Source organism: Micromonospora tarensis (assembly GCF_016803395.1).
In the GTDB taxonomy this organism is placed as follows: Bacteria; Actinomycetota; Actinomycetes; order Mycobacteriales; family Micromonosporaceae; genus Micromonospora; species Micromonospora tarensis.
In genome coordinates this window covers 1-19,562 of sequence record NZ_JAEVHL010000033.1, presented here as the reverse complement: position 1 = coordinate 19,562, position 19,562 = coordinate 1, and the positions used below count along the sequence as shown (strand labels likewise).

At 71.6% G+C, this 19,562-nt stretch carries 14 protein-coding genes and 4 pseudogenes; 8 read left to right on the top strand and 10 right to left on the bottom strand.

The features are described 5' to 3' along the window. Positions 1 to 181: 181 nt before the first annotated feature. The gene (locus tag JM949_RS36770) at positions 182 to 796 is read left to right on the top strand and encodes an acyltransferase domain-containing protein (RefSeq protein WP_309232092.1); all 615 of its coding nucleotides are present in this window, start codon (positions 182 to 184) and stop codon (positions 794 to 796) included. Here JM949_RS36770 and JM949_RS10180 read toward each other — a convergent pair. After that, complete coding sequence (locus JM949_RS10180; protein ID WP_238432897.1) at positions 793 to 1,236, bottom strand: nuclear transport factor 2 family protein; 444 nt, start codon at positions 1,234 to 1,236, stop codon at positions 793 to 795. The two genes, JM949_RS36770 and JM949_RS10180, sit on opposite strands and share 4 nt — an antisense overlap. Positions 1,237 to 1,271: 35 nt before the next feature. Between JM949_RS10180 and JM949_RS10175 the strand changes: the two genes are divergently transcribed. Beyond that, positions 1,272 to 2,084: a helix-turn-helix domain-containing protein gene (locus JM949_RS10175; RefSeq protein ID WP_238432896.1), complete on the top strand. Its 813-nt coding sequence runs from the start codon at positions 1,272 to 1,274 to the stop codon at positions 2,082 to 2,084. A 39-nt stretch (positions 2,085 to 2,123) separates the two neighbouring features. Here the strand turns inward: JM949_RS10175 and JM949_RS10170 are convergent. From JM949_RS10170 to JM949_RS10160, 3 genes and pseudogenes are all read right to left on the bottom strand, one after another. Beyond that, positions 2,124 to 4,954 (bottom strand): annotated as a pseudogene (locus JM949_RS10170) (PQQ-dependent sugar dehydrogenase). Between the two features lie 88 nt (positions 4,955 to 5,042). Continuing rightward, a complete protein-coding gene (locus JM949_RS10165; RefSeq protein WP_203148162.1) occupies positions 5,043 to 6,230 on the bottom strand; it encodes a ThuA domain-containing protein in 1,188 nt (395 codons plus the stop codon). Between the two features lie 388 nt (positions 6,231 to 6,618). After that, on the bottom strand, positions 6,619 to 7,335 hold the full coding sequence (locus JM949_RS10160) for an alpha/beta fold hydrolase (RefSeq protein WP_203148161.1): 717 nt from the start codon (positions 7,333 to 7,335) through the stop codon (positions 6,619 to 6,621). Positions 7,336 to 7,501: 166 nt separating this feature from the next. On the opposite strand from JM949_RS10160, the gene mug reads away from it, so the two are divergent. Continuing rightward, the gene (gene mug / locus JM949_RS10155; protein ID WP_203148160.1) at positions 7,502 to 8,071 is read left to right on the top strand and encodes a G/U mismatch-specific DNA glycosylase; all 570 of its coding nucleotides are present in this window, start codon (positions 7,502 to 7,504) and stop codon (positions 8,069 to 8,071) included. Here mug and JM949_RS10150 read toward each other — a convergent pair. Beyond that, positions 8,068 to 8,574: an SRPBCC family protein gene (locus tag JM949_RS10150; protein WP_203148159.1), complete on the bottom strand. Its 507-nt coding sequence runs from the start codon at positions 8,572 to 8,574 to the stop codon at positions 8,068 to 8,070. The genes mug and JM949_RS10150 overlap by 4 nt on opposite strands. Then, positions 8,571 to 8,933: a metalloregulator ArsR/SmtB family transcription factor gene (locus JM949_RS10145; RefSeq protein ID WP_203148158.1), complete on the bottom strand. Its 363-nt coding sequence runs from the start codon at positions 8,931 to 8,933 to the stop codon at positions 8,571 to 8,573. Before JM949_RS10145 ends, JM949_RS10150 begins: the two co-directional genes overlap by 4 nt. A gap of 90 nt (positions 8,934 to 9,023) precedes the next feature. Here JM949_RS10145 and JM949_RS10140 point away from each other — a divergent pair, with 90 nt between their 5' ends. From JM949_RS10140 to JM949_RS10130, 3 genes and pseudogenes are all read left to right on the top strand, one after another. Next, complete coding sequence (locus JM949_RS10140) at positions 9,024 to 10,121, top strand: calcium:proton antiporter (RefSeq protein WP_203148157.1); 1,098 nt, start codon at positions 9,024 to 9,026, stop codon at positions 10,119 to 10,121. 281 nt (positions 10,122 to 10,402) lie between these two features. Then, positions 10,403 to 11,146, top strand: a complete 744-nt coding sequence (locus tag JM949_RS10135; RefSeq protein WP_203148156.1) for a neutral zinc metallopeptidase — start codon at positions 10,403 to 10,405, stop codon at positions 11,144 to 11,146. 118 nt (positions 11,147 to 11,264) lie between these two features. After that, a pseudogene (locus JM949_RS10130) lies at positions 11,265 to 11,897 on the top strand (HAD family hydrolase); the annotation flags it as partial. 26 nt (positions 11,898 to 11,923) lie between these two features. Here the strand turns inward: JM949_RS10130 and JM949_RS10125 are convergent. The 4 genes and pseudogenes from JM949_RS10125 to JM949_RS10110 form a co-directional block, all read right to left on the bottom strand. Next, positions 11,924 to 14,478, bottom strand: a pseudogene (locus JM949_RS10125) (ABC transporter permease). Then, the gene (locus JM949_RS10120) at positions 14,478 to 15,245 is read right to left on the bottom strand and encodes an ABC transporter ATP-binding protein (protein WP_203148155.1); all 768 of its coding nucleotides are present in this window, start codon (positions 15,243 to 15,245) and stop codon (positions 14,478 to 14,480) included. The pseudogene JM949_RS10125 and the gene JM949_RS10120 overlap by 1 nt, the downstream one beginning before the upstream one ends. Positions 15,246 to 15,596: 351 nt before the next feature. After that, a complete protein-coding gene (locus JM949_RS10115; protein ID WP_203148154.1) occupies positions 15,597 to 16,283 on the bottom strand; it encodes a response regulator in 687 nt (228 codons plus the stop codon). A 189-nt stretch (positions 16,284 to 16,472) separates the two neighbouring features. Further along, positions 16,473 to 17,393 carry a RecB family exonuclease gene (locus JM949_RS10110; RefSeq protein ID WP_203148153.1) on the bottom strand — a complete coding sequence of 307 codons (921 nt, stop codon included), beginning with the start codon at positions 17,391 to 17,393 and terminating at the stop codon, positions 16,473 to 16,475. Between the two features lie 140 nt (positions 17,394 to 17,533). On the opposite strand from JM949_RS10110, the pseudogene JM949_RS10105 reads away from it, so the two are divergent. Both JM949_RS10105 and JM949_RS10100 read left to right on the top strand, forming a co-directional pair. After that, positions 17,534 to 18,624 (top strand): annotated as a pseudogene (locus JM949_RS10105) (site-2 protease family protein). Continuing rightward, positions 18,621 to 19,562 (top strand): tRNA (adenine-N1)-methyltransferase (locus JM949_RS10100; protein WP_407664722.1); only part of this gene is annotated, 942 nt, incomplete at its 3' end. The pseudogene JM949_RS10105 and the gene JM949_RS10100, both read left to right, overlap by 4 nt.

The window sequence follows — 19,562 nt, the reverse complement described above, 5'->3', positions numbered from 1 at the left end:
GACGCGGCCGAGATCATGCGGGGCTGGCCCGACGCCGACTCGGCACTGTGGACGCCGGAGCTGCGCTGGCTGCTGGACCGCACGATCGCCCTGGTCCGCGCCGATTTCGCCGGCTACGAGTGGCTGCCGCCCGGCCCGGATCTGCCGCGCGAGCGGGGGGCCCGCCTGGCGGCACCTCTTCGTGTACGCGTACCTGGCCCTGGTCGACCTGGCGCGGGCATACCACCACGAGCACGGCATCCCGGACGCGGTGTCCTGGGTGACCCTCGCGGACCTGGGCCGCAACCTCGCGATCGACAGGCGGATGCGCGGCGAGGGCTGGCCGATCATGCAGAGCTGGCTGACGCTGCACGTGCGCGGCAGCGTCTACGAGCTGGGCCGGCTCCAGCACCAACGCGGCGACGGCGCCATCGGCCTGCACGTCCCCGATTCGGGGCCGCTGACCCCGGAGTCGGTCGCGGCGTCGCTCGACGAGGCCCGGGCGTTCTTCCCCCGGCACTTCCCCGACGAGCGCTACCCGGCGTTCTCCTGCGCCTCGTGGCTGCTCGACCCGCAGCTACGCGAATACCTTCCGGAGGACTCCAACATCGTCCGGTTCCAGCGGATGTTCGAGCTGGAGCCCTACCGGGAGGACGACGGCCCGAACGGCGACGTCGAGGTGCTGCGGTTCGGGTTCCGCACGCTGAGCACGCCGCTGGACGAGCTGCCCCGCCGCACCGCGCTCCAGCGCGCGATCATCGACCACCTGCGCGCCGGTGGTCACTGGCACTGGCGACACGGCCGCTTCCCGATCTAGCCCGCCGTCGAGCGGGTCCCGCCGGTCGTCGCCGCGCCCTCGACCGCTAGGCGTTGCGCGGCGGCGTCCCACCACGCGGTGTTGGCGGCGGTGTCGGCCGCCGGTTCGATGATCTCCCACATCTCGGCGATAAGTCCCTCGGCGACGCGCACGACGTCGACGACCACGAGCTCCGGTCCCGCGTCGGGCAGCCAGCGTCGTGAGTGCACCACGACGTGGTCACCGTCGGCCAGGAGGTGGGTGACGTCGACCCGCATGCCGGCGGTCGGACCCAGCGCGGCACGCACCCGGGCGAGCCACTGCGCCTTGGTCGAGGTTGTCGAGTCCGATCGGTGGTGGACGAAGTCCTCACTCAACGAGGACGCGAGGCTGTCGACGTCGCCCGTCTCGATCAGCGTCGCCAGCGCGCGTCCGACGATGTCCCTGTTCTCGATGGTCATGCCGGTCAGTGTTGCCCCGGCCGGTTCGGCTGTCGATGAAGTCGCACTTCATCGCCTTCGCGCCGACGACGAGTACGCTCATGATCGTGCTGACGGTCGGGGAACTCCTACGGCAGTGGCGCAAGCGCCGAGGGCTCAGCCAACTCGACCTGGCGATCGCCGCGGATGTCTCGGCCCGGCACGTCAGCCTAATCGAGACCGGCAAGTCCACACCGAGCGCGGACATGATCGTCCGGCTGTCCGATCAGCTCCACGTTCCGCTGCGCGACCGCAACCAGCTGTTGCTCGCCGCCGGCTTCGCGCCCCGGTACCGGCGTCGCCCGCTCGACGACAGCGCGCTGTCCGCTGCCCTCGGCGCGGTTCGTAGAGTGCTCCAGGCGCACGAGCCGTACCCGGCGCTGGTCTTCGACCGGCAGTGGAACATCGTCATGACCAACCGCGCGGTGGACCCGTTCTTCGCGCACGTCGCGCCCGATCTGTTGCGGCCACCGGTGAACCTGGTCCGGTTGGGTCTGGACCCGCGCGGTTTCGGCGCCCTGGTCGTCAACCTGGCGGACGTGCGAGCGGTGTTCCGCGCCCGGATCTCGCGTCAGCTCACCGTCGCCGCCGACCCGGAGCTCGCCGCGCTCTACCAGGAACTGCTGGAACCAGGGCCCGACGAACCGGTGGCCCGGCGCGTCGACGCCGACGTGGTGCTCCCGATGATCCTGCGGGTCGATGGGCGGGAGCTGCGGCTGTTCTCCACCATCACCACCTTCGGCACGCCACTCGACATCACGATCGACGAGATCTCGGTCGAGTCCTACTACCCGGCCGACGCGGAGAGCGCCGCCTACTTCACCCGGTAGCGCCCGGCCTGGTCGAGACCAGGCCGGGCCCACCATCGGTCAGCCGGTGGCCAGGACGAACCTCTCCCAGGACCCGACCGAGGTGCGGTTGGCGATCAACGCCCCCGCTCCGGCGTTCTCGGCGGCCACGATCTGGTTGTTGATCGTGGCGCGCAGACTGACCGTCCCGTCCGAGTTGTTGATGAGCTGGAAGGTCTCCCACGCACCCACTGACGTGCGGTTGGCGATCAACGGCTCCGCGCCCGCGTTCTCGGCGGAGACGTAGAGCCCGTTGGCGCGCGACCGCAGGGCGATGGCGCCGTTGCCGGCGTCCACCCGGTCGAACTGCTCGGTGCTGCTGACACTTGCCTTGTTGGCGATCAACGCGCTGGTGCCGACCGCCGACACGTACTGGTTGTTGACCTGCGCCCGCAGGGTGGTCGCCGGTGCGCTGCTACCGGTGCCGGTGGCGAAGGTGAACGCGTCGACATCGAACAGGTAGCCGGACCCACCCTTGAAGACCAGGTACAGCGTCGTCGACGCGGTGGGTGGGTTGCTGATCGTGCCGGACGCCTCGACGAAGGTCTCCCAGTTGCCGGTCACCGGCACCGTGACGGTGCCCAGCAGGGTGCCGGTGGCGACCCGGCCCGGACCTCGATCGTGCCGCCCGCGCCGGCCGACGACGCCCGTACGGTGAAGCGGTTGGCGTTGGCCAGGTTGTACGGCTGGTACGAGATCCAGTCGTTGTTCTCGATGAAGCCGGCCGTGCGGCCACCCTCGGCGTTGGTGTGGTCGGTGGCCTGGACACCGGCCTGGGCGCCGAAGTGCTCACCCTGGCGGTGCTTCGGTTGCAGCGTCCTGATGCTGTGCGTGGTCAGCCCGCCGTTGTCGGTGTAGGCGGCGTCGAAGACCCCGTAGATGTTGGCCGCGGAGTCGTGCTCCCCGTCGGTCGGGAGGGTGATCGAGCCACTGCACCCGTTCTTCGAGGTGATCTGGTGGGCGTGACTGTCGTGGCCCAGGGCGTAGGTCAGGCTCACCTTGGCACAGTCGATCGTGCCGTCCTGCGGGTCGCTCACGCTGATCTGGTACGACACCGTGTCACCGAAGGTGAACAGCTGCCCGTCGGCGGGGGAGCTGAGCGTCACCGTCGGTGCCGTGTTGCCGACGGTGACGACCAGGCTCGCCGTGCCGGACAACCCGGTCGGGTCGGTGACCTTCAACGTGGGGGAGTAGGTGCCGTTCGTGGTGTACGTCTTGGTGGGGTTCGCCGCCGTGGACGTGGTGCCGTCGCCGAACGTCCACAGGTAGCTCAGCGCACCGCCCTCCGGGTCGGAGCTGCCGGCCGACGAGAAGTTGACAGTCAGCGGGTTCGCCCCCGAGGTCGGGTTCGCCGAGGCGACCGCGATCGGGCTGCGGTTGCCACCACCGATGTACTCGATCCGGAACAGCGCCTGGTTGTTCGAGCCGGTGCCGTAGTCCAGCACGTACAACGCGCCGTCCGGGCCGAACGCCATGTCCATCACCTGGGTGCCGCTCCACGGGAAGCTGGAGATCTCCCCGCGCGAGCCGTCGGCGTTGATCGCGATCGGCTTGATCCAGCGCCGGCCGTACTCGCCGGCGAAGAACAGGCCGTTCAGCGACGACGGGAACTTGATGCTGGAGTTGAGCGACGCGTCGTACCGGTACACCGGCCCGGCCATCGGCGACTCGGAGCCGCTGCCGAACTCCGACGGTGACCCGGAGTCGCCGGCGTACTTGATCCAGGCTGGCTTCGCCGCGGGCAGCGTGCCGAGCCCGGTGTTGCGGAACGAGTTGTTGGTCGGCCCGCCCGTGCAGTTGTACTTCGACTGCGACGGCCCGGACGGGAAGGTGTATTCATTGTATGTTTCCGTGCTCGTGTTGCTGCCCGTGCAGTACGGCCAGCCGAAGTTGCCCGGCGCCGTGATGCGGTTGAACTCCACCTGACCGGACGGGCCGCGGCTGGAGTTGGTGCTCCCCGAGTCCGGGCCGTAGTCACCGAGGTAGACCACGCCGGTCGCCTTGTCGACGCTCATCCGGAACGGGTTGCGCAGACCCATCGCGTAGATCTCCGGACGGGTGTTGGCCGTGCCGGGGGCGAACAGGTTGCCCGACGGGATGGTGTACGTGCCGTCCGACTGCGGTTTGATCCGCAGCAGCTTGCCCCGCAGGTCGTTGGTGTTGCCCGCCGAGCGCTGGGCGTCGAACTGCGGGTTGCGGTCGGTCCGCTCGTCCAGCGGGGCGTAGCCGGACGACTCGAACGGGTTGGTGTCGTCGCCGGTGGTCAGGTACAGGTTGCCGGCGGCGTCGAAGTCCAGGTCACCGCCGACGTGGCAGCACTGCCCACGGTCGTTGGCGACCTGGAGCACGATCTTCTCGCTGCCCAGGTTGAGCGTGTCGTCGGAGTTGAGGGTGAACCGGGACAGCCGCAGGTGCCCCTTCCACCGGTCCCAGTCCGACTGCGAGCCGGTGGTCGGCGCGTCCCCGGACGGGGTGCTCAACGTGGGCGAGTAGTACAGGTAGATCCACCGGTTGGTGGCGAAGTTGGGGTCGACGGCGACGCCCTGCAACCCCTCCTCGTCGTGGGTGTAGACCGACAGGGTGCCGGAGACCTTGGTGTTGCCGGCCACGTCGGTCACCCGCAGGACGCCGTTTCGGGCGGTGTGCAGGACCGAGCGGTTGGGCAGCACGGCCAGGGACATGGCCTCGCCCAGCTCGGACGAGCCGGTGGCGAGCTTGACCTGTTGATAGTCGGAGGCGGGAATCACCACCGCCTGGGCGGTGGACGGGGCAGCCACAGCGAGGGCCGCGCTCGCGACGGTGAGCACCGCCGCGAAGAGCGCCCGGGGCCAGCGCCGGGGATACGAGAGCATGATCGTCCTTTCTCGACGATCGGGGGTACGGGCGCGCGGGGGCGCACCACGACCAGGTGGGGTGGTGGAGAACGAGCGGGGGACCAGGTCAGTTGGTGGTGACCAGGTCGAACTTCTCCCACTGACCGATGGTGGTCCGGTTGGCGATCAGCGGGGAGGCGCCAGCGTTGTCGGCCGCGACGTAGCGGCTGTTCACAGTGGCCCGCAGGCTCACCGTGCCGTCGGAGTTGCGGACGAGCTGGAACGTTTCCCAGGCGCCCGCGGTGGCCCGGTTGGCGATCAGTGCGGCGGCCCCGGCGTTCTCGGCCGCGACGTACTGACCGTTGCTCTTGGCGCGCAGCGCCACGTTGCCGTTGGCGAGGTTGACCAGGTCGAACCGCTCACTGGTGCCGACGGAGGTCTTGTTGGCGATCAGCGCGGTGGTCGAGTTGGGCGCGCTCACGTACTGGTTGTTGGCGCGGGCCCGCAGGGTGGAGCCGCTACCGGTGGGCGGCGGGGTGGTGGTCCGCGGCGAGCAGTCGGCGGTCACCGAGCCGGCGGCGACCTGGAGGCCACCGAGCAGCATCTGGGTGAACTTCGGGTCGGTGTACGACGCCTCGGTGTGCCCGAGGCCGGTGTACCAGGCCCGTCCGCCGCCGTACGCCTTGCACCAGGTGATCGGGTGGTCGCCGCTCATGTTGCCGCCGCTGTACGACGACTCGTCGAGGCTGGCCAGCACCCGTGCGCTGGAGCGGGGGTTGGTGCGGTAGTTGTACCACTCGTCGGAGCGGACCCAGGTGGTGCCGAGGTGCGCGGTCGACGGGTTGGTGCTGTCCTCGATCTTCACCGTCGCGGTCTGGATCGCCGGGTGCGAGTCGAACCAGGCGCCGACCAGCGAGCCGTACCACGGCCAGCTGTATTCGGTGTCGGCGGCGGCGTGCACGCCGACGTATCCACCGCCGGCGGCGATGTACGACTCGAAGGCCGTCTGCTGGCTGGCGTCGAGCACGTCGCCGGTCGTCGACAGGAAGACCACCGCCTGGTACTGGGCCAGGTTGGCGGTGGTGAACTGGGCGGCGTCCTCGGTCGCGGTCACCGTGAAGCCGTTGGCCGAGCCGAGCTGCTGGATCGCGGCGATGCCGTTCGGGATGGACGAGTGGCGGAAGCCCGCGGTCTTGCTGAACACCAGGACCTTGGTCAGCGGCGCCGCCGAGGCGGGGGTCGGCAGGGCGACCAGGCTGGCCAGCATCACGGCCAGGCCGGTGATGAGTGCCAACAAACGGGGACGGGAACGCATGGGGGTGCTCCTCTGCTGAGCGTCGACCCCGGGCCTGCCCACGGGCAGGCCGACGGGGCCAGGGTGGCGGTGGTGCGGAAAGCCGGGCCGCCGATGCTCGGCTGAGGTGCGCGGTGCTGGGGTGGTCGAGTCAGCCGATGACTCCGACCGACCAGTATGGACGGACAGAATGCATCGACTGGCGTCGTTGAGGCAGTAAACCTCCGATGTCTGCGCCCCGTCAAGCCCAGGCGCTCCCGCCTGGCGGCCGCCGGCACGCCCGATGCGCGCCGGCGGCCGCGCCGGCTCAGTAGCCGGTCGGCTGCCGGGGTGTGTACGGATCGGTGAGCATGGCGTGTTCGTGGTCGCTGAGGGTGAGTGCCAGCGCCGCCGCGGCGTCGCCGGGGTGCTACCCGCGCGACGCGGGGGCGCGCGTGCCCCGGGTCGCCATCAGGATGAGGTCGGCGATCGTCTCGGGGTGGGTGACCATGGCCAGGTGCGACGATTCGACCTCGATCGTCGTCGCGTCCATCCGCTCGGCCAGGAACCGCTCCAGCTCGGGCGCGGTGGTGCGGTCCTGGGTGGAGACCGAGTAGTAGCACTGCCGGTCCCGCCAGGCGGCGACAGTGGTACGACCGGAGAACAGGTCGCCCGCGATCGGCCCCTGCACCGCGTAGAGGGCCCGCGCCCGGGCCTCGTCGACCCCGCCCGCGAAGTCGTTGCGGAACGCCTCCTCGCTGAGCTGTGCGTACCCGTCGTGGTGGACCAGACCGGAGTTCGCGGGCGGCGTGGGGAACCTCGCCGCGAGCGTGGTGAAGTCCTCCCCGGCGTCCGGCGCGCGGGCCGCGACGTAGACCAGGGCGGTCACCCCCGGGTGGTTGCCGGCCTCGGTGATGACAGTGCCCGCCCACGAGTGACCCACCAGCACCGTCGGTCCGTCCTGACGGTCGAGGGCACGGTTGGTGGCGGCGACGTCGTCGGCCAGGGAGGTGAGCGGATTCTGCACCGCGGTCACCGTCAGCCCGGCCCGTTGCAGCAGCGGGATGACGTCCGACCAGGAGGAGCCGTCGGCGTACGCGCCGTGCACCAGGACGACGTTGCGGACGGGCCCGGTCGGGTCGCTCATCTCACACCTCCGCGCGCGACACGTCGTCGTGCCTGCCGTCGACGACAGCCTCCGCCGACACTCTTCGCCACGGCGCCGGACCGGGTGGGGCAAACGCACGGTTTCCCACCCGATCGGCGGCCTGCGCCCGGCCCGGCGTGTCCGGGCGTACGGCAGGATCGGTGAGGTGGAAGCCGACCGTGCGGGGCCCCTGCGGCGGCCGACCCGCGAGGAGATCGCGGCGGCCGTCGGGCGCGGTTTGCCGGACGTGATCGGCCCGGGGCTGCGGGTGCTGTTCTGCGGCTTCAACCCGGGCCTCTACTCCGCCGCCGTCGGGGAGCCGTTCGCCCGCCGGGGCAGCCGGTTCTGGCCGGCCCTGCACGGCGCGGGCTTCACCGACCGGCAGCTGCGCTCCGGGGAGCGCGACGAGTTGCTGCGGCAGGGCCTGGGCATCACCAGCCTGAGCAACCGGGCCACCGCCCGCGCGGCAGAGCTGACGTCGGAGGAGTTGGTGGCCGGGGTCACCGGGCTGGCGGTGAAGGCGCGCCGGTACCGGCCGCGCTGGGTGGCGATCCTCGGGGTGACCGCGTACCGGATCGCCTTCGCCGAGCCGAAGGCCGGGCTGGGCCCGCGGCCGGGCCGGCTGGGCCCGGCCCGGGTCTGGGTGCTGCCCAACCCCAGCGGCCTGAACGCGCACTTCCCGCTGCCGGCGTTGACCGCCGAGTTCGCCAGACTGCGGCGGGAACTGGACGGCTAGGCCTGCTCGGTGGCGGCCAGCTCCTGGTAGTAGGGCCGCATGGCGGGGTGGTATTCGTCGAACTCGGGGCGCGGTGCGCCGTCCCGGGAGGCGACCAGCAGGTCCAGGTAGTACTCCCAGCCGGCGCCCACCTCGGCGATGCCCCGCACGTCGCTCAGGTGCTGCACGAACCGCAGCTCGGTGGTGCCGTCGGTCTCGGTCAGGGTCAGTTCCAGCAGCCAGCTGCCGTGGTCGTCGACCATCGACACGGCGAGACGTCGGGGTGGCTCGCACCCGTCGATGCGGACGTCGCACCAGGGCTGCTGTTCCTCGTACGCCAGCTGGACCCGGATGGTCTGTCCGGGCCTGGCGTCGCCCTCCCACGGGCCGAACCACCGGGCCGTGCGCTCGGACTCGGTCAGGCTGGCCCAGACGTCCGCCGCCGGGGCGCGGAAGCTTCGGGTGAGGACGAGATCGTGGCCGGTGGCGGTGCGGAACAGGCGTCCGGCGGGGGTGCGGGTCATGCCGTGTCTTCCCTTCGGTGTGCCGCCGGAGCGCGGCTGCGGCGCTCTCGGCGGGTGCGATAGACCTCGGTCTCCAGCGCGTCGAGGTGCCGTGCCCACCGGTCGGTGCCGGTGAGCCCGGCGAGCCAGCCGACCAGCGGCGCGAGCGGACCCGGGTCGAGCCGGTAGATCCGCTGTCGACCGACCAACTCGTCACGGACCAGGCCGCTCTCGCGCAGCACCCGCAGGTGCCGGCTGATGGCGGGTCGGCTGATCGTGAACCGCTGGGCGATGTCGCCAGCTGCCAGTGGCTCGTCGCGCAGCAGGGTGAGGATGCGCCGTCGTACCGGGTCCGCGATCGCGGTGGCCACCTCGTCCACCCCGAAAGCGTAACCTATAGGTTACAGATACCGCTCGCCGTCCGCGTCGTTGGTGGGCACATGATCACGCGACCTGGCACTCTTGACGGCATGCCAGCCCTGCTTCGATCCCGCCTGACCGACTGGACTGTCGCCGTACCCGTGCTCGCGGTGCTGATGTTGCTCGTCACCTGGGGACGAGAACTTCCCGGTCCCGTCGTCGTGGTGGTCGCCGCGCTGCTGGGTGGGGCGGTGCTCGCGGCCGTGCACCACGCCGAGGTGGTCGCCCACCGGGTGGGGGAGCCGTACGGGTCGCTGGTGCTGGCCGTCGCGGTCACCGTGATCGAGGTCGCCCTCATCGTCACGCTGATGATCAGCGCACCGGAGAAGACCCAGTCGCTCGCCCGGGACACCGTCTTCGCCGCCGTCATGATCACCTGCAACGGGATACTCGGCCTGTCCCTGCTGCTCGGGGCGCTGCGCCGACGGGTCGCGGTGTTCAACCCCGAGGGCACCGGCGGCGCCCTCGCGACCGTGGTCACCCTGGCCACCCTGAGCCTCGTCATCCCGACCTTCACCGCCCGGCCCGGCCCGCAGTTCAGCCCGGCCCAGCTCGCCTTCGCCGCCGTCGCCTCGCTGGCCCTGTACGGGTTGTTCGTGCTCGTGCAGACCGGGCGGCACCGCGACTACTTCCTGCCGGTCGACAGCCGGGGTCAGGTGATAGACGCCGAGGAGCACGCCAAGCCGCCCACCGCCCGCGCCGCGCTGGTCAGCCTGGGCCTGCTGCTGGTGGCGCTGGTCGCGGTGGTCGGCGACGCCAAGACCGTCTCGCCGACCATCGAGGCCGGCGTGGCGGCGGCGAACCTGCCGCACGCGTTCGTCGGTGTGATCATCGCCCTGCTGGTGCTGCTCCCGGAGACCCTGGCCGCCGCCCGCGCCGCCCGCCGCGACCGGGTGCAGATCAGCCTCAACCTCGCGCTCGGCTCCGCGATGGCCAGCATCGGCCTGACCATCCCGGCCATCGCGATCGCCTCGATCTGGCTGGACGGCCCGCTGCTGCTCGGCCTCGGCGGCACCCAGCTCGCGCTGCTCGCGCTCACCGCGGTGACCGCCGTGCTCACCGTGGTGCCCGGCCGGGCCAACGTGTTGCAGGGCGGGGTGCACCTGGTGCTGCTGGCCGCCTTCGTCTTCCTGGCCGCCAGCCCCTGACCCGCCGCTGGCTCAGCCGGCGGGCGACGGCTCGCCGGCGAGCCGCTCCGCGCGGGCGTGCATCACTGATCCGGCGGCTGATCGACTCTGTTTCCTTGATGTCGGGGTCTCCCAGCGCGACGGATACCCCGACTTCCAGGAAAGCGACTCGGTCACCGCGTCATCCCTAGGCACCGCGCGTGAACCGTTCCGGCGGGGCGCACGTGAATCCGGTGACGGGCGTGGCGGTCGTACCGTCGGGGTACTGCCTACCGCAAGAGCCGATGTCTGGGGAGGCACACGTGAGGGCACGGTCAGGACCCCTCGGCCGGGGTTCGTTGGCGGGCCTGCTGGTCGCCGCGCTCGTGTCGCTCGCCTGCGCCGGCGGTGGGTTGGCCGAGCCGGCGGGCGAACGGCCCGCCTCGCAGCGGTCACCGGCCTCCCCGGGGCCGAACACCACCCGGGCCGACAGCACCACGAGCGTCGCGGAGTTCGAGCAGGACGTCGCGGACGCGCAGGCGGTCGCCGAGCGGTACTGGGCGGCCCAGTTCAAGGCCTCCGGGCAGCGGTTCCAGCCGATCCGGCGGATCACCCCGTACCAGCGGTCGGGGGAGGTGTCCTGCGGCGGCCAGCCATTGCCCCGCAACAACGCCGTCTACTGCTCCCGGGGCGACTTCATCGCCTACGACGTGGCCTGGTCGGTGGCGGCGTTCCGCCAGGTCGGTGACGCGTTCGTGTTCTACCTGCTCGGGCACGAGTACGCGCACGCCATCCAGGTGCGGCTCGGCATCAACTACAGCTTCACCATCCAGCAGGAGTTGCAGGCCGACTGCATGGCCGGGGCGTACCTCGGTGACTCGGTGCGCTCCGGCGCGCTGACCCTCGCCGAGGGCGACCTGGAGGAGTTCCGGGAGGGGGTGGCGGCGGTCGGCGACGACCCGGACCAGCCGTGGTTCGCCGAAGGCGCGCACGGCACCGCCGAGCAGCGCACCGACATGTTCTTCCGCGGCTACGAGGGCTCGCTGAAGGAGTGCGACCTGGGCTGAGCGGGTTGCCCGGATCACCCTGACACCCGTTGCCGCCACCGGCCGCCGCCGGGGCTGGCAGGATCGCGGTGTCGTCATCACCCTGGAGGATCCGCTGAGCAGCCAACACCCCGCCGCCGTGCTCTTTGACATGGACGGCACGCTGGTCGACAGCGAGAAGCTGTGGGACATCGCGTTGCAGGAACTCGCCCGGGAGTACGGCGGCGAACTCTCCGCCGACGCCCGCCAATCGATCATCGGCACCGCGATGGCCGAGTCGATGCGCATCCTGCACGACGACCTGGGCCAGCCCGAACGGGACCCGGAGATCAGCGCGGCGTGGATCAACGCCCGGATCCTGGAGTTGTTCCGCACCGGTCTGCGCTGGCGTCCCGGGGCGTTCGCCCTGCTGCGCGCGGTCCGGGCGGCGGCGATCCCCACCGCGCTGGTCACCTCCAGCCCCCGGGCGCTCGTCGAGATCGCCCTGGACACCCTCGGCCGGGACAACTTCGACGCGGTGGTCGCCGGCGACGAGGTGGTGGCGGCCAAGCCGCACCCCGAGCCCTACCTGACCGCGGCTCGGCTGCTCGGCGTGCCGATCGAGCGGTGCGTGGCCATCGAGGACTCGCCGACCGGGGTGGCCAGCGCGGTGGCCTCCGGCGCGGCGGTGCTGGCCGTACCGGCGGAGGTGGCGCTCGCGAGCACCACCACCGGCGTACACCAGCTGGAGAGCCTGACCGACGCGGACCTGGAGCTGCTCGCGACGCTGCTGGCCGACCGGGCCCCCTTTTCCCCCGATCAGTCGTGGGCGATGGCGCCCAGGACGTTGATCCGGGCCGCCCGGACGGCCGGAAGCACCGCGGCCACCACGCCGATGATGGCGGCCAGGCCGAGGAAGACACCCATCTGCTCCCAGGGCAGGACCAGGTCGGTGATGCCCTCGTCCTTGAGCGCCTCGACCACCGCGGCGCCCAAACCGGCGCCCACCACCACGCCGAGCAGCGCGCCGAACACCGAGATCACCACCGCCTCGACGGTGATCATGCCCATGGTCTGCGACCGGCGCAGGCCGATCGCCCGCAGCAGGCCCAACTCGCGGGTCCGCTCCAACACCGACAGCGCCAGGGTGTTGATGATGCCGAGCACCGCGATCACGATGGCCAGCGCCAGCAGGATCTGGATCATCGTGAGCAGCCCGTCGAGCGAACTCATCTGCTGCTGGATGAACGCGTCCCGGTCGCCACCGACACCTCGGGGCTGTCCGCGAGCAACGCCTCCACCTGTGGCTGCACGTCGGCCACCCGGGTGCCGGGGGCCAGTTGGATGAAGCCCTGGATGGGCTGCGGGATGGCGAAGTCCTTCGCCGCCGTCACCGGCAGCGTCACCGGATTGGTCAGCTGGGACGACTCGTAGATGCCGCTGATCGTGAAGGTGCGCTCCGCGCCCCGGGTCAGCTGCACCTTCACCGTGGAGCCTACCGACCAGCCCCGGGACTTGGCCGTGTCCGAGCTGGCCAGCATCTGCGTGGGGGAGAGCCGGTCGATGTCCCCGGCGGTGGCCTTCGCGCCGAAGATCTGCCGCAGCGACGCGACGTCGCTGCTGGCCGCCACCCAGGTGCCCTCGCCGTCGATCCGCGCCATGTCGCCGTACTCACCGTCGACCATCCGCACCCCGGGCAGGGTCTTGGCCCGGTCCAGCACAGCCGGGTCGAAGGTCGGCGGACGCGGACCGCCCTGCTGGCCGGCGATCACCAGCTCGGCCTTGATGGTGTCCTGGGCGAGCGCGCTGATGCTGCCCTTGGCCGAGTCGAGGATCACCGTGACGCCGGTGACCAGCGCGATACCGACCATCAGCGCGGCGGCGGTGATCGCCGTGCGGCGGGGGTTGCGCCCGGAGTTGAGCCGGCCCAACTTGCCCGGCACCGACCAGGAGAAGATCACCCCGAGCAGGCTCACCACCGGCCGGCTGATCAGCGGGGTCAGCAGCGCCACGCCGATGAAGGCGAAGAGCACCCCACCGAGGATGGTGGAGAGCGTCTGACCGCCGGCGTTGCCGCTGAGCCCGAGGAAGAGCAGCACCGCGCCGACAGCGGTGACCAGCGACCCGGCCACGGTGACCTTGGTCAACGGCCGGTCCGGCGTGGCCACGTCCTGCATCGCCGCGATCGGCGGGATCCGGGACGCCCGCAGCGCCGGCAGCAGCGCCGCCACCACGGTGATCACCAGACCGACCGCGAACGACCCGATCACCGCGGCCGCCGGCACACCGATCCCGGCCAGGGTGAGCCCACCGGCGAGCTTGCCGAAGAGGAACGCCAGCAGCGCGCCCACCCCGATGCCGGCCGCCAGGCCGAGCACCGACGCGATCAGCCCGACCGCGATCGCCTCCAGCACGACCGACCCGATGATCTGCCGGCCGCTGGCCCCGATGGCGCGCATCAGCGCCAACTCCCGGGTCCGCTGCGCCACGATGATCGAGAAGGTGTTGAGGATCAGGAAGGTGCCCACCAGCAACGCCACCGCGGCGAAACCGAGCAGGATCTTGTTGAAGAAGGACAGGCCCTCCTTCAGGCTGGCCGAGGCGTCCGCGGCCACCTGCTCGCCCGTCTTCACCTCGTAGTCCGGGCCGAGGGTGCGCGCCACGTCGTCGCGCAGCGTCTCGTCGGACACGCCGGGGGCGGTGCGGACGGTGATGCTGCTGAACACGTCCGGCTCGCCCAGCATCAGCCGCTGCGCCACCGGGGTGGTGAAGAAGACCTCGTTGACCCCGCCGATCGAGTCCCGGTCACCGCTGTAGCCGAACACGCCGACCAGGGTGAACTCCCGCTTCTTCGACTCGAACGCGGTGAGCACGCCGACCTTCTGGCCGACCTGCACCTTCGCCGCGGTGGCCAGCGACTTGTTGATGACGATCTCGTCGTCGGCCTGCGGCCCGCGCCCCTCGCGCAGTTGCAGCAGATCGCTCTCGCCGATCCAGTTCTCGCCCAACTGCGGCGGCCCGAACGACGTGACGACCTTGCCGTTGCTGCCGATCACCCGGGCGCCGTCGGCGTTGACGATGCCCGTCGCCGAGGCCGCACCCGGAACCTGCTTGACCCGATCCACCACGGCGGCCGGCAGCGGCGAGGCGGTCTGCTCGCCCTCCATCTCGTTGATTTGCACCTTCGGCTTCGCCGCGACGTTCACGTCGATCTCGGAGAAGCCGTCGGCGAAGACCGAGTCGAAGGAGCGGCCCAGCGTGTCGGTGAGCACGAAGGCGCCGGAGACGAACATGACCCCGAGCACCACCGCCAGCCCGGAGAGGATCAGCCGGACCTTGCGGGCCAGCAGGCTCTTCATCGTCGCGCGGAACATCAGTTGCCCACCTCGGCCGGGGTGTCCAGCTTCTTCATGGTGTCCAGCACGGTCTCGGCGGTCGGCTCGATCAGCTCCGAGACGATCTCACCGTCGGCGAGGAAGACCACCCGGTCGGCGTACGCGGCGGCGGTCGGGTCGTGGGTGACCATGACGATGGTCTGGCCGTGCTGCCGCACCGAGTCGCGCAGGAAGGCGAGCACCTCCGCGCCGGCGCGCGAGTCCAGGTTGCCGGTCGGCTCGTCCGCGAAGATCACCTCGGGGCGGGAGACCAGGGCCCGCGCACACGCCACCCGCTGCTGCTGCCCACCGGAGAGCTGCGCGGGCCGGTGGTCCAGCCGGTCCCGCAGGCCGACCGTGCTGATCACCGTGTCGTACCAGGCCTGGTCCGGCTTGCGACCGGCGATGGAGAGCGGCAGCAGGATGTTCTCCTTGGCGGTCAGCGTCGGCAGCAGGTTGAACTGCTGGAAGATGAAGCCGACCTTGTCCCGGCGCAGCTTGGTCAGCCCCGCGTCGCCCAGCCCGGTGACAGTCGTCTCACCGATCGACACCGTGCCCCGGGTCACCGAGTCCAGACCCGCCAGGCAGTGCATCAGCGTCGACTTACCGGAACCCGACGGACCCATGATCGCGGTGAAGCGGCCACGTTCGAACTCGGCGCTGACCCCCCGCAGCGCGACGACCTGAGCCTCGCCGCTGCCGTACACCTTCCACACGTCGTTCGCCCGGGCCGCGGCCTGCGCCTGCTGGCCTACCGTCGCGGTCACGTCATCTACCTCTTCCGTCTGTCCGAAAATGCACGCCGCCCCCCGATGGTCCGGCGCGACCGTTCAATCATCGGTGCCGTCTCGGCCCGTCCCGTCCGCCCCTGGGGGGAGCCGGCGCGGATTTCCCGCTGCGGGTGCACCCCCATACCGGCTCAGGGTTGCCCCTGAGCGGCGACCGGTCGACCGATTTCTCCCACGCCGGGCCGCAGCACCGACACTTCCGCCTGACGCCACAGGAGGGTCAACCGAACCGAGCCGCCTGCGGTCACGGTAGGTGACGACGGCAACAGCAGCCGTCCCCCCACGGAGGGATCTTCGGGTACGACCGGTGAGGTACCCGGGTCGGCGCGGCTACGCCCGGGGGCGGACCAGCCCCGACTCGTACGCCAGCACCACCGCCTGCACCCGGTCGCGCAGTCGCAGCTTGGTCAGCACGTGCCCGACGTGGGTCTTGATGGTGGTCTCGCTGACCGACAGCACCGTCGCGATCTCGGCGTTGGACAACCCCCTGGCCACCTGCACCAGCACCTCGCGTTCCCGGTCGGTGAGGGCGTCGAGGGCCGCCGACGGCGTCGCCGCCGGGTCGGGCAGCAGCTCGGCGAAGCGGTCCAGCAGTCGGCGCAGGATCCGCGGCGTCACCACCGCGTCCCCGGCGGCGACAGTGCGGATCGCCGCGACCAGATCCTCCGCCGGCACGTCCTTGGCCAGGAACCCGGTGGCGCCGGCGCGCAACGCGCCCACCACGTACTCGTCCAGGTCGAAGGTGGTCAACACCAGCACCCGCACCGGCAGCCGGGCGTCCACTATCGCCCGGGTCGCCGCCACCCCGTCCATCCGGGGCATCCGGATGTCCATCAGCACGACGTCGGGCAGCAGCCGGCGGGACAGCTCCACCGCCTCCACGCCGTCCCCGGCCTCCGCCACCACATCCAGGTCACCCTCGGCGCTGAGCACCATCCGGAACCCGGTCCGCAGCAGCGGTTGGTCGTCGGCGAGCAGGATCCGTACCGGCCGCGCCGAGGCCACCCGATCGGTCATCTCCACTCCCGTCCCGCCGACGTCGTGCCGCCGCACCGGTCATCCTCGCGTACGGACGCCGATGCGTCGCGGATCACCGTAGAGGCCGGCCCGGCGCCCTGTCCCGACCGCGATGGCACCGGCGCGGTCGGGTTTCCGGCAGTGACGTTCGGCTCCTGCCGGCGGATGACCGCGTCGCCCGGGCGGCCGTCACTCGTCGGAGCCGGGCACCACCGGAGCCGACCGGGAGTCGCGCAGCGGGTCGGCGTTCGCCGCCGCCACCGGGAACGGCGGCGGAGTGCCGCCGAAGCTGGGGCAGAGCGCCTGGTGGCTGCACCAGTCGCACAGCCGGCTCGGCCGGGGCCGGAAATCCTGCCGGGCGGTGGCCTGCTCGATCGCCCGCCACAGCGCCACCACCGTGCGCTCGAAGCGGACCAACTCGTCGGCGTCGGGGGTGTAGTCCAACACCTCCGCGTCGCGCAGGTAGAGCAGCCGCAGCACCCGGGGCACCACCCCCCGGGTGCGCCACAGCACCAGCGCGTAGAACTTCAGCTGGAACAGCGCCCGCGCCTCGAACGCCTCCCGGGGGGCACCGCCGGTCTTGTAGTCGACCACCCGCAGCGCGCCGTCCGGAGCGACGTCGAGCCGGTCGAGATAGCCCCGGATGAGCAGCTCCTCGTCGACCACCGCCGAGACCAGGCTCTCCCGTTCGGCGGGCTCCAACCGGGTCGGGTCCTCCACCGCGAAGTAGCCCTGGAGCAGCCCGGCGGCCGAACGGAGGAAGTCGGCCGGACCGGCCGGCTCCGCGCCGTCGAAGATCCCGGCCAGCTCCGGCTGCTCGGCGACCAGCCGGTCCCACTGGGGGGCCACCAGGTCGCCGGCCGCCTCCGGGGTGCGGCCGGTCGCGGGTAGGTCGAACAGGCGCTCCAGCACCGCGTGCACCAGCGTGCCCCGGGCCTGCTCCATGGTGGTGCGCTCGGGCAGCCGGTCGATGCTGCGAAACCGGTAGAGCAGTGGGCAGGTCTTGAAATCGGCCGCCCGGGACGGCGACAGCGACGCCCGCACCGTCGACGGCGCCTGCGCCTGCGCCGCGGGGGAGGGTTGGGAGGTGGTGACCGATTCCGCCGTCATGTCGGCAAAGGTTAGGGCACCGGTGTGACACCGACCGCCGCCCGCCCCGCACAGCGACGGTCCGTAGCATCGTGGCGATGGAGCAGACATCCCGACCGCCGCGCCGACCAGACCGACGCCTCGGCCTGAACGTCGGCCGGGTGTTCGGGGTTCCGCTGCACCTCAACGGCTCCATGGTCCTGCTCGCGGTGCTCATCGCCGTGCTGTACGGCGAGTTCGCCCGCCGGCAGCTGGACCTGCCGCAGCTCAGCGGCTACCTGATCGGCTTCGGCTTCGTGGTGTCGCTGCTCGGCTCGGTGCTGCTGCACGAGCTGGGCCATGCCCTCACCGCCCGGCGGTACGGCATCGGTGTGCGGGGGATCACCCTGGAGCTGCTCGGCGGCTACACCGAGATGGAGCGCGACGCCCCGTCACCCCGCGTCGACCTGGCCGTCTCGCTGGCCGGCCCGGCGGTCTCCGCGGTGCTCGGCGTCCTCGCCGTCGCCGCCACGCTCGCCCTGCCCGAGCAGACCGTGGCACACCAGCTCGCCTTCCAGCTCGCGGTCAGCAACGTCATCGTGGCGCTGTTCAACAGCCTGCCCGGGCTGCCGCTCGACGGCGGCCGGGCGCTGCGCGCCGCGGTGTGGGGGCTGACCCGCGACCGGCACCTCGGCACCGAGGTCGCCGGGTGGGCCGGCCGGATCGTCGCCGTCGGCACCGTGGTCGTGGTCCTGCTCCTCACCCTCGGCGACTACCTGGCGCTGCCGGCGCTGCCGCTGATGCTGCTGGTCGCCGTCACCCTCTGGCGGGGCGCCGGGCAGTCGATCCGGGCTGCCCGGGTCAGCCGCCGGTTCCCGCTGATCGACCTCACCCGGCTGGCCGTCCGGCCTGGCCGGTGGCCACCGGCACGCCCCTGGCCGAGGCCCAGCGCCGGCACGCCGAGGGCGGGCAGCCCGGTTCCGCCCTGCTGGTCACCGACTCCGCCGGTCGACCGGTGGCGCTGGTCGACCCGGTCGCCGCCGCCGCGGTGCCCGTCGAACGCCGACCGTGGCTGGCGGTGGACGCCGTCGCCCGGCCACTGGGCACACTTCCCACGTTGCCGGTCGGGTGGGACGGCGAGCGGGTGATGGAGGCCGTACAGACCCACCCGGGCGCGCAGTACGTGGTGACGTCAGGCGAAGATGTGGTCGGCATTCTGCACATCGGGGACCTGGCACAGCTCCTCGAACCCAACCGGAAGATGACACCGTGACCGCAACTCCCTCCACCGTCGCCGCCGACCCCGCCGCTCCGGCGCTGACACCCGTGCACCGTGGCCCGTTCCGGCCCGGTGACCGGGTCCAGCTGACCGACCCCAAGGGGCGGATGCACACAGTGACGTTGGAGCCCGGCAAGGAGTTCCACACCCACCGCGGCATCCTGGCGCACGACGCGCTGATCGGGCTGCCGGACGGCAGCGTGGTGACCACCTCCGGCGGCGGCACCGCGTTCCTGGCCCTGCGGCCGCTGCTGTCGGACTACGTGCTCTCCATGCCGCGTGGCGCCCAGGTGATCTACCCGAAGGACTCGGCGCAGATCGTCGCGATGGGCGACATCTTCCCCGGCGCGAAGGTCCTCGAGGCCGGCGCCGGCTCCGGCGCGCTGAGCTGCTCCCTGCTGCGCGCCGTCGGCACCGACGGCGAGCTGCACTCGTTCGAGCTGCGCGACGACTTCGCCCAGATCGCCAAGCGCAACGTCGAGGCGTTCTTCAACGGGCCGCACCCGTCGTGGCACCTGCACGTCGGTGACGTCGCGCAGTGCCAGGAGACCGGTTTCGACCGGATCATCCTGGACATGCTGACCCCCTGGGAGACCCTCGACATGGTCGAGCGGGCGCTGGTGCCCGGCGGGGTGTTCATCGGCTACGTCGCCACCACGCCGCAGCTGTCCGAGCTGGTCGAGGCGCTGCGCGAGCGCGGCGGCTGGACCGAGCCGCGCGCCTGGGAGTCGCTGGTGCGCGACTGGCACGCCGAGGGCCTCGCCGTCCGCCCGGACCACCGGATGATCGCGCACACCGCGTTCCTGGTGTCCGCGCGCAAGCTGGCCCCGGGGGTCACCGCGCCGCCGCGCCGGCGCAAGCCCAGCAAGGGCACCGAGGCGTACGCGCAGCGCCGCCAGGCGTACTACTCCGCCCCGGGCGGGGCGCCCCGG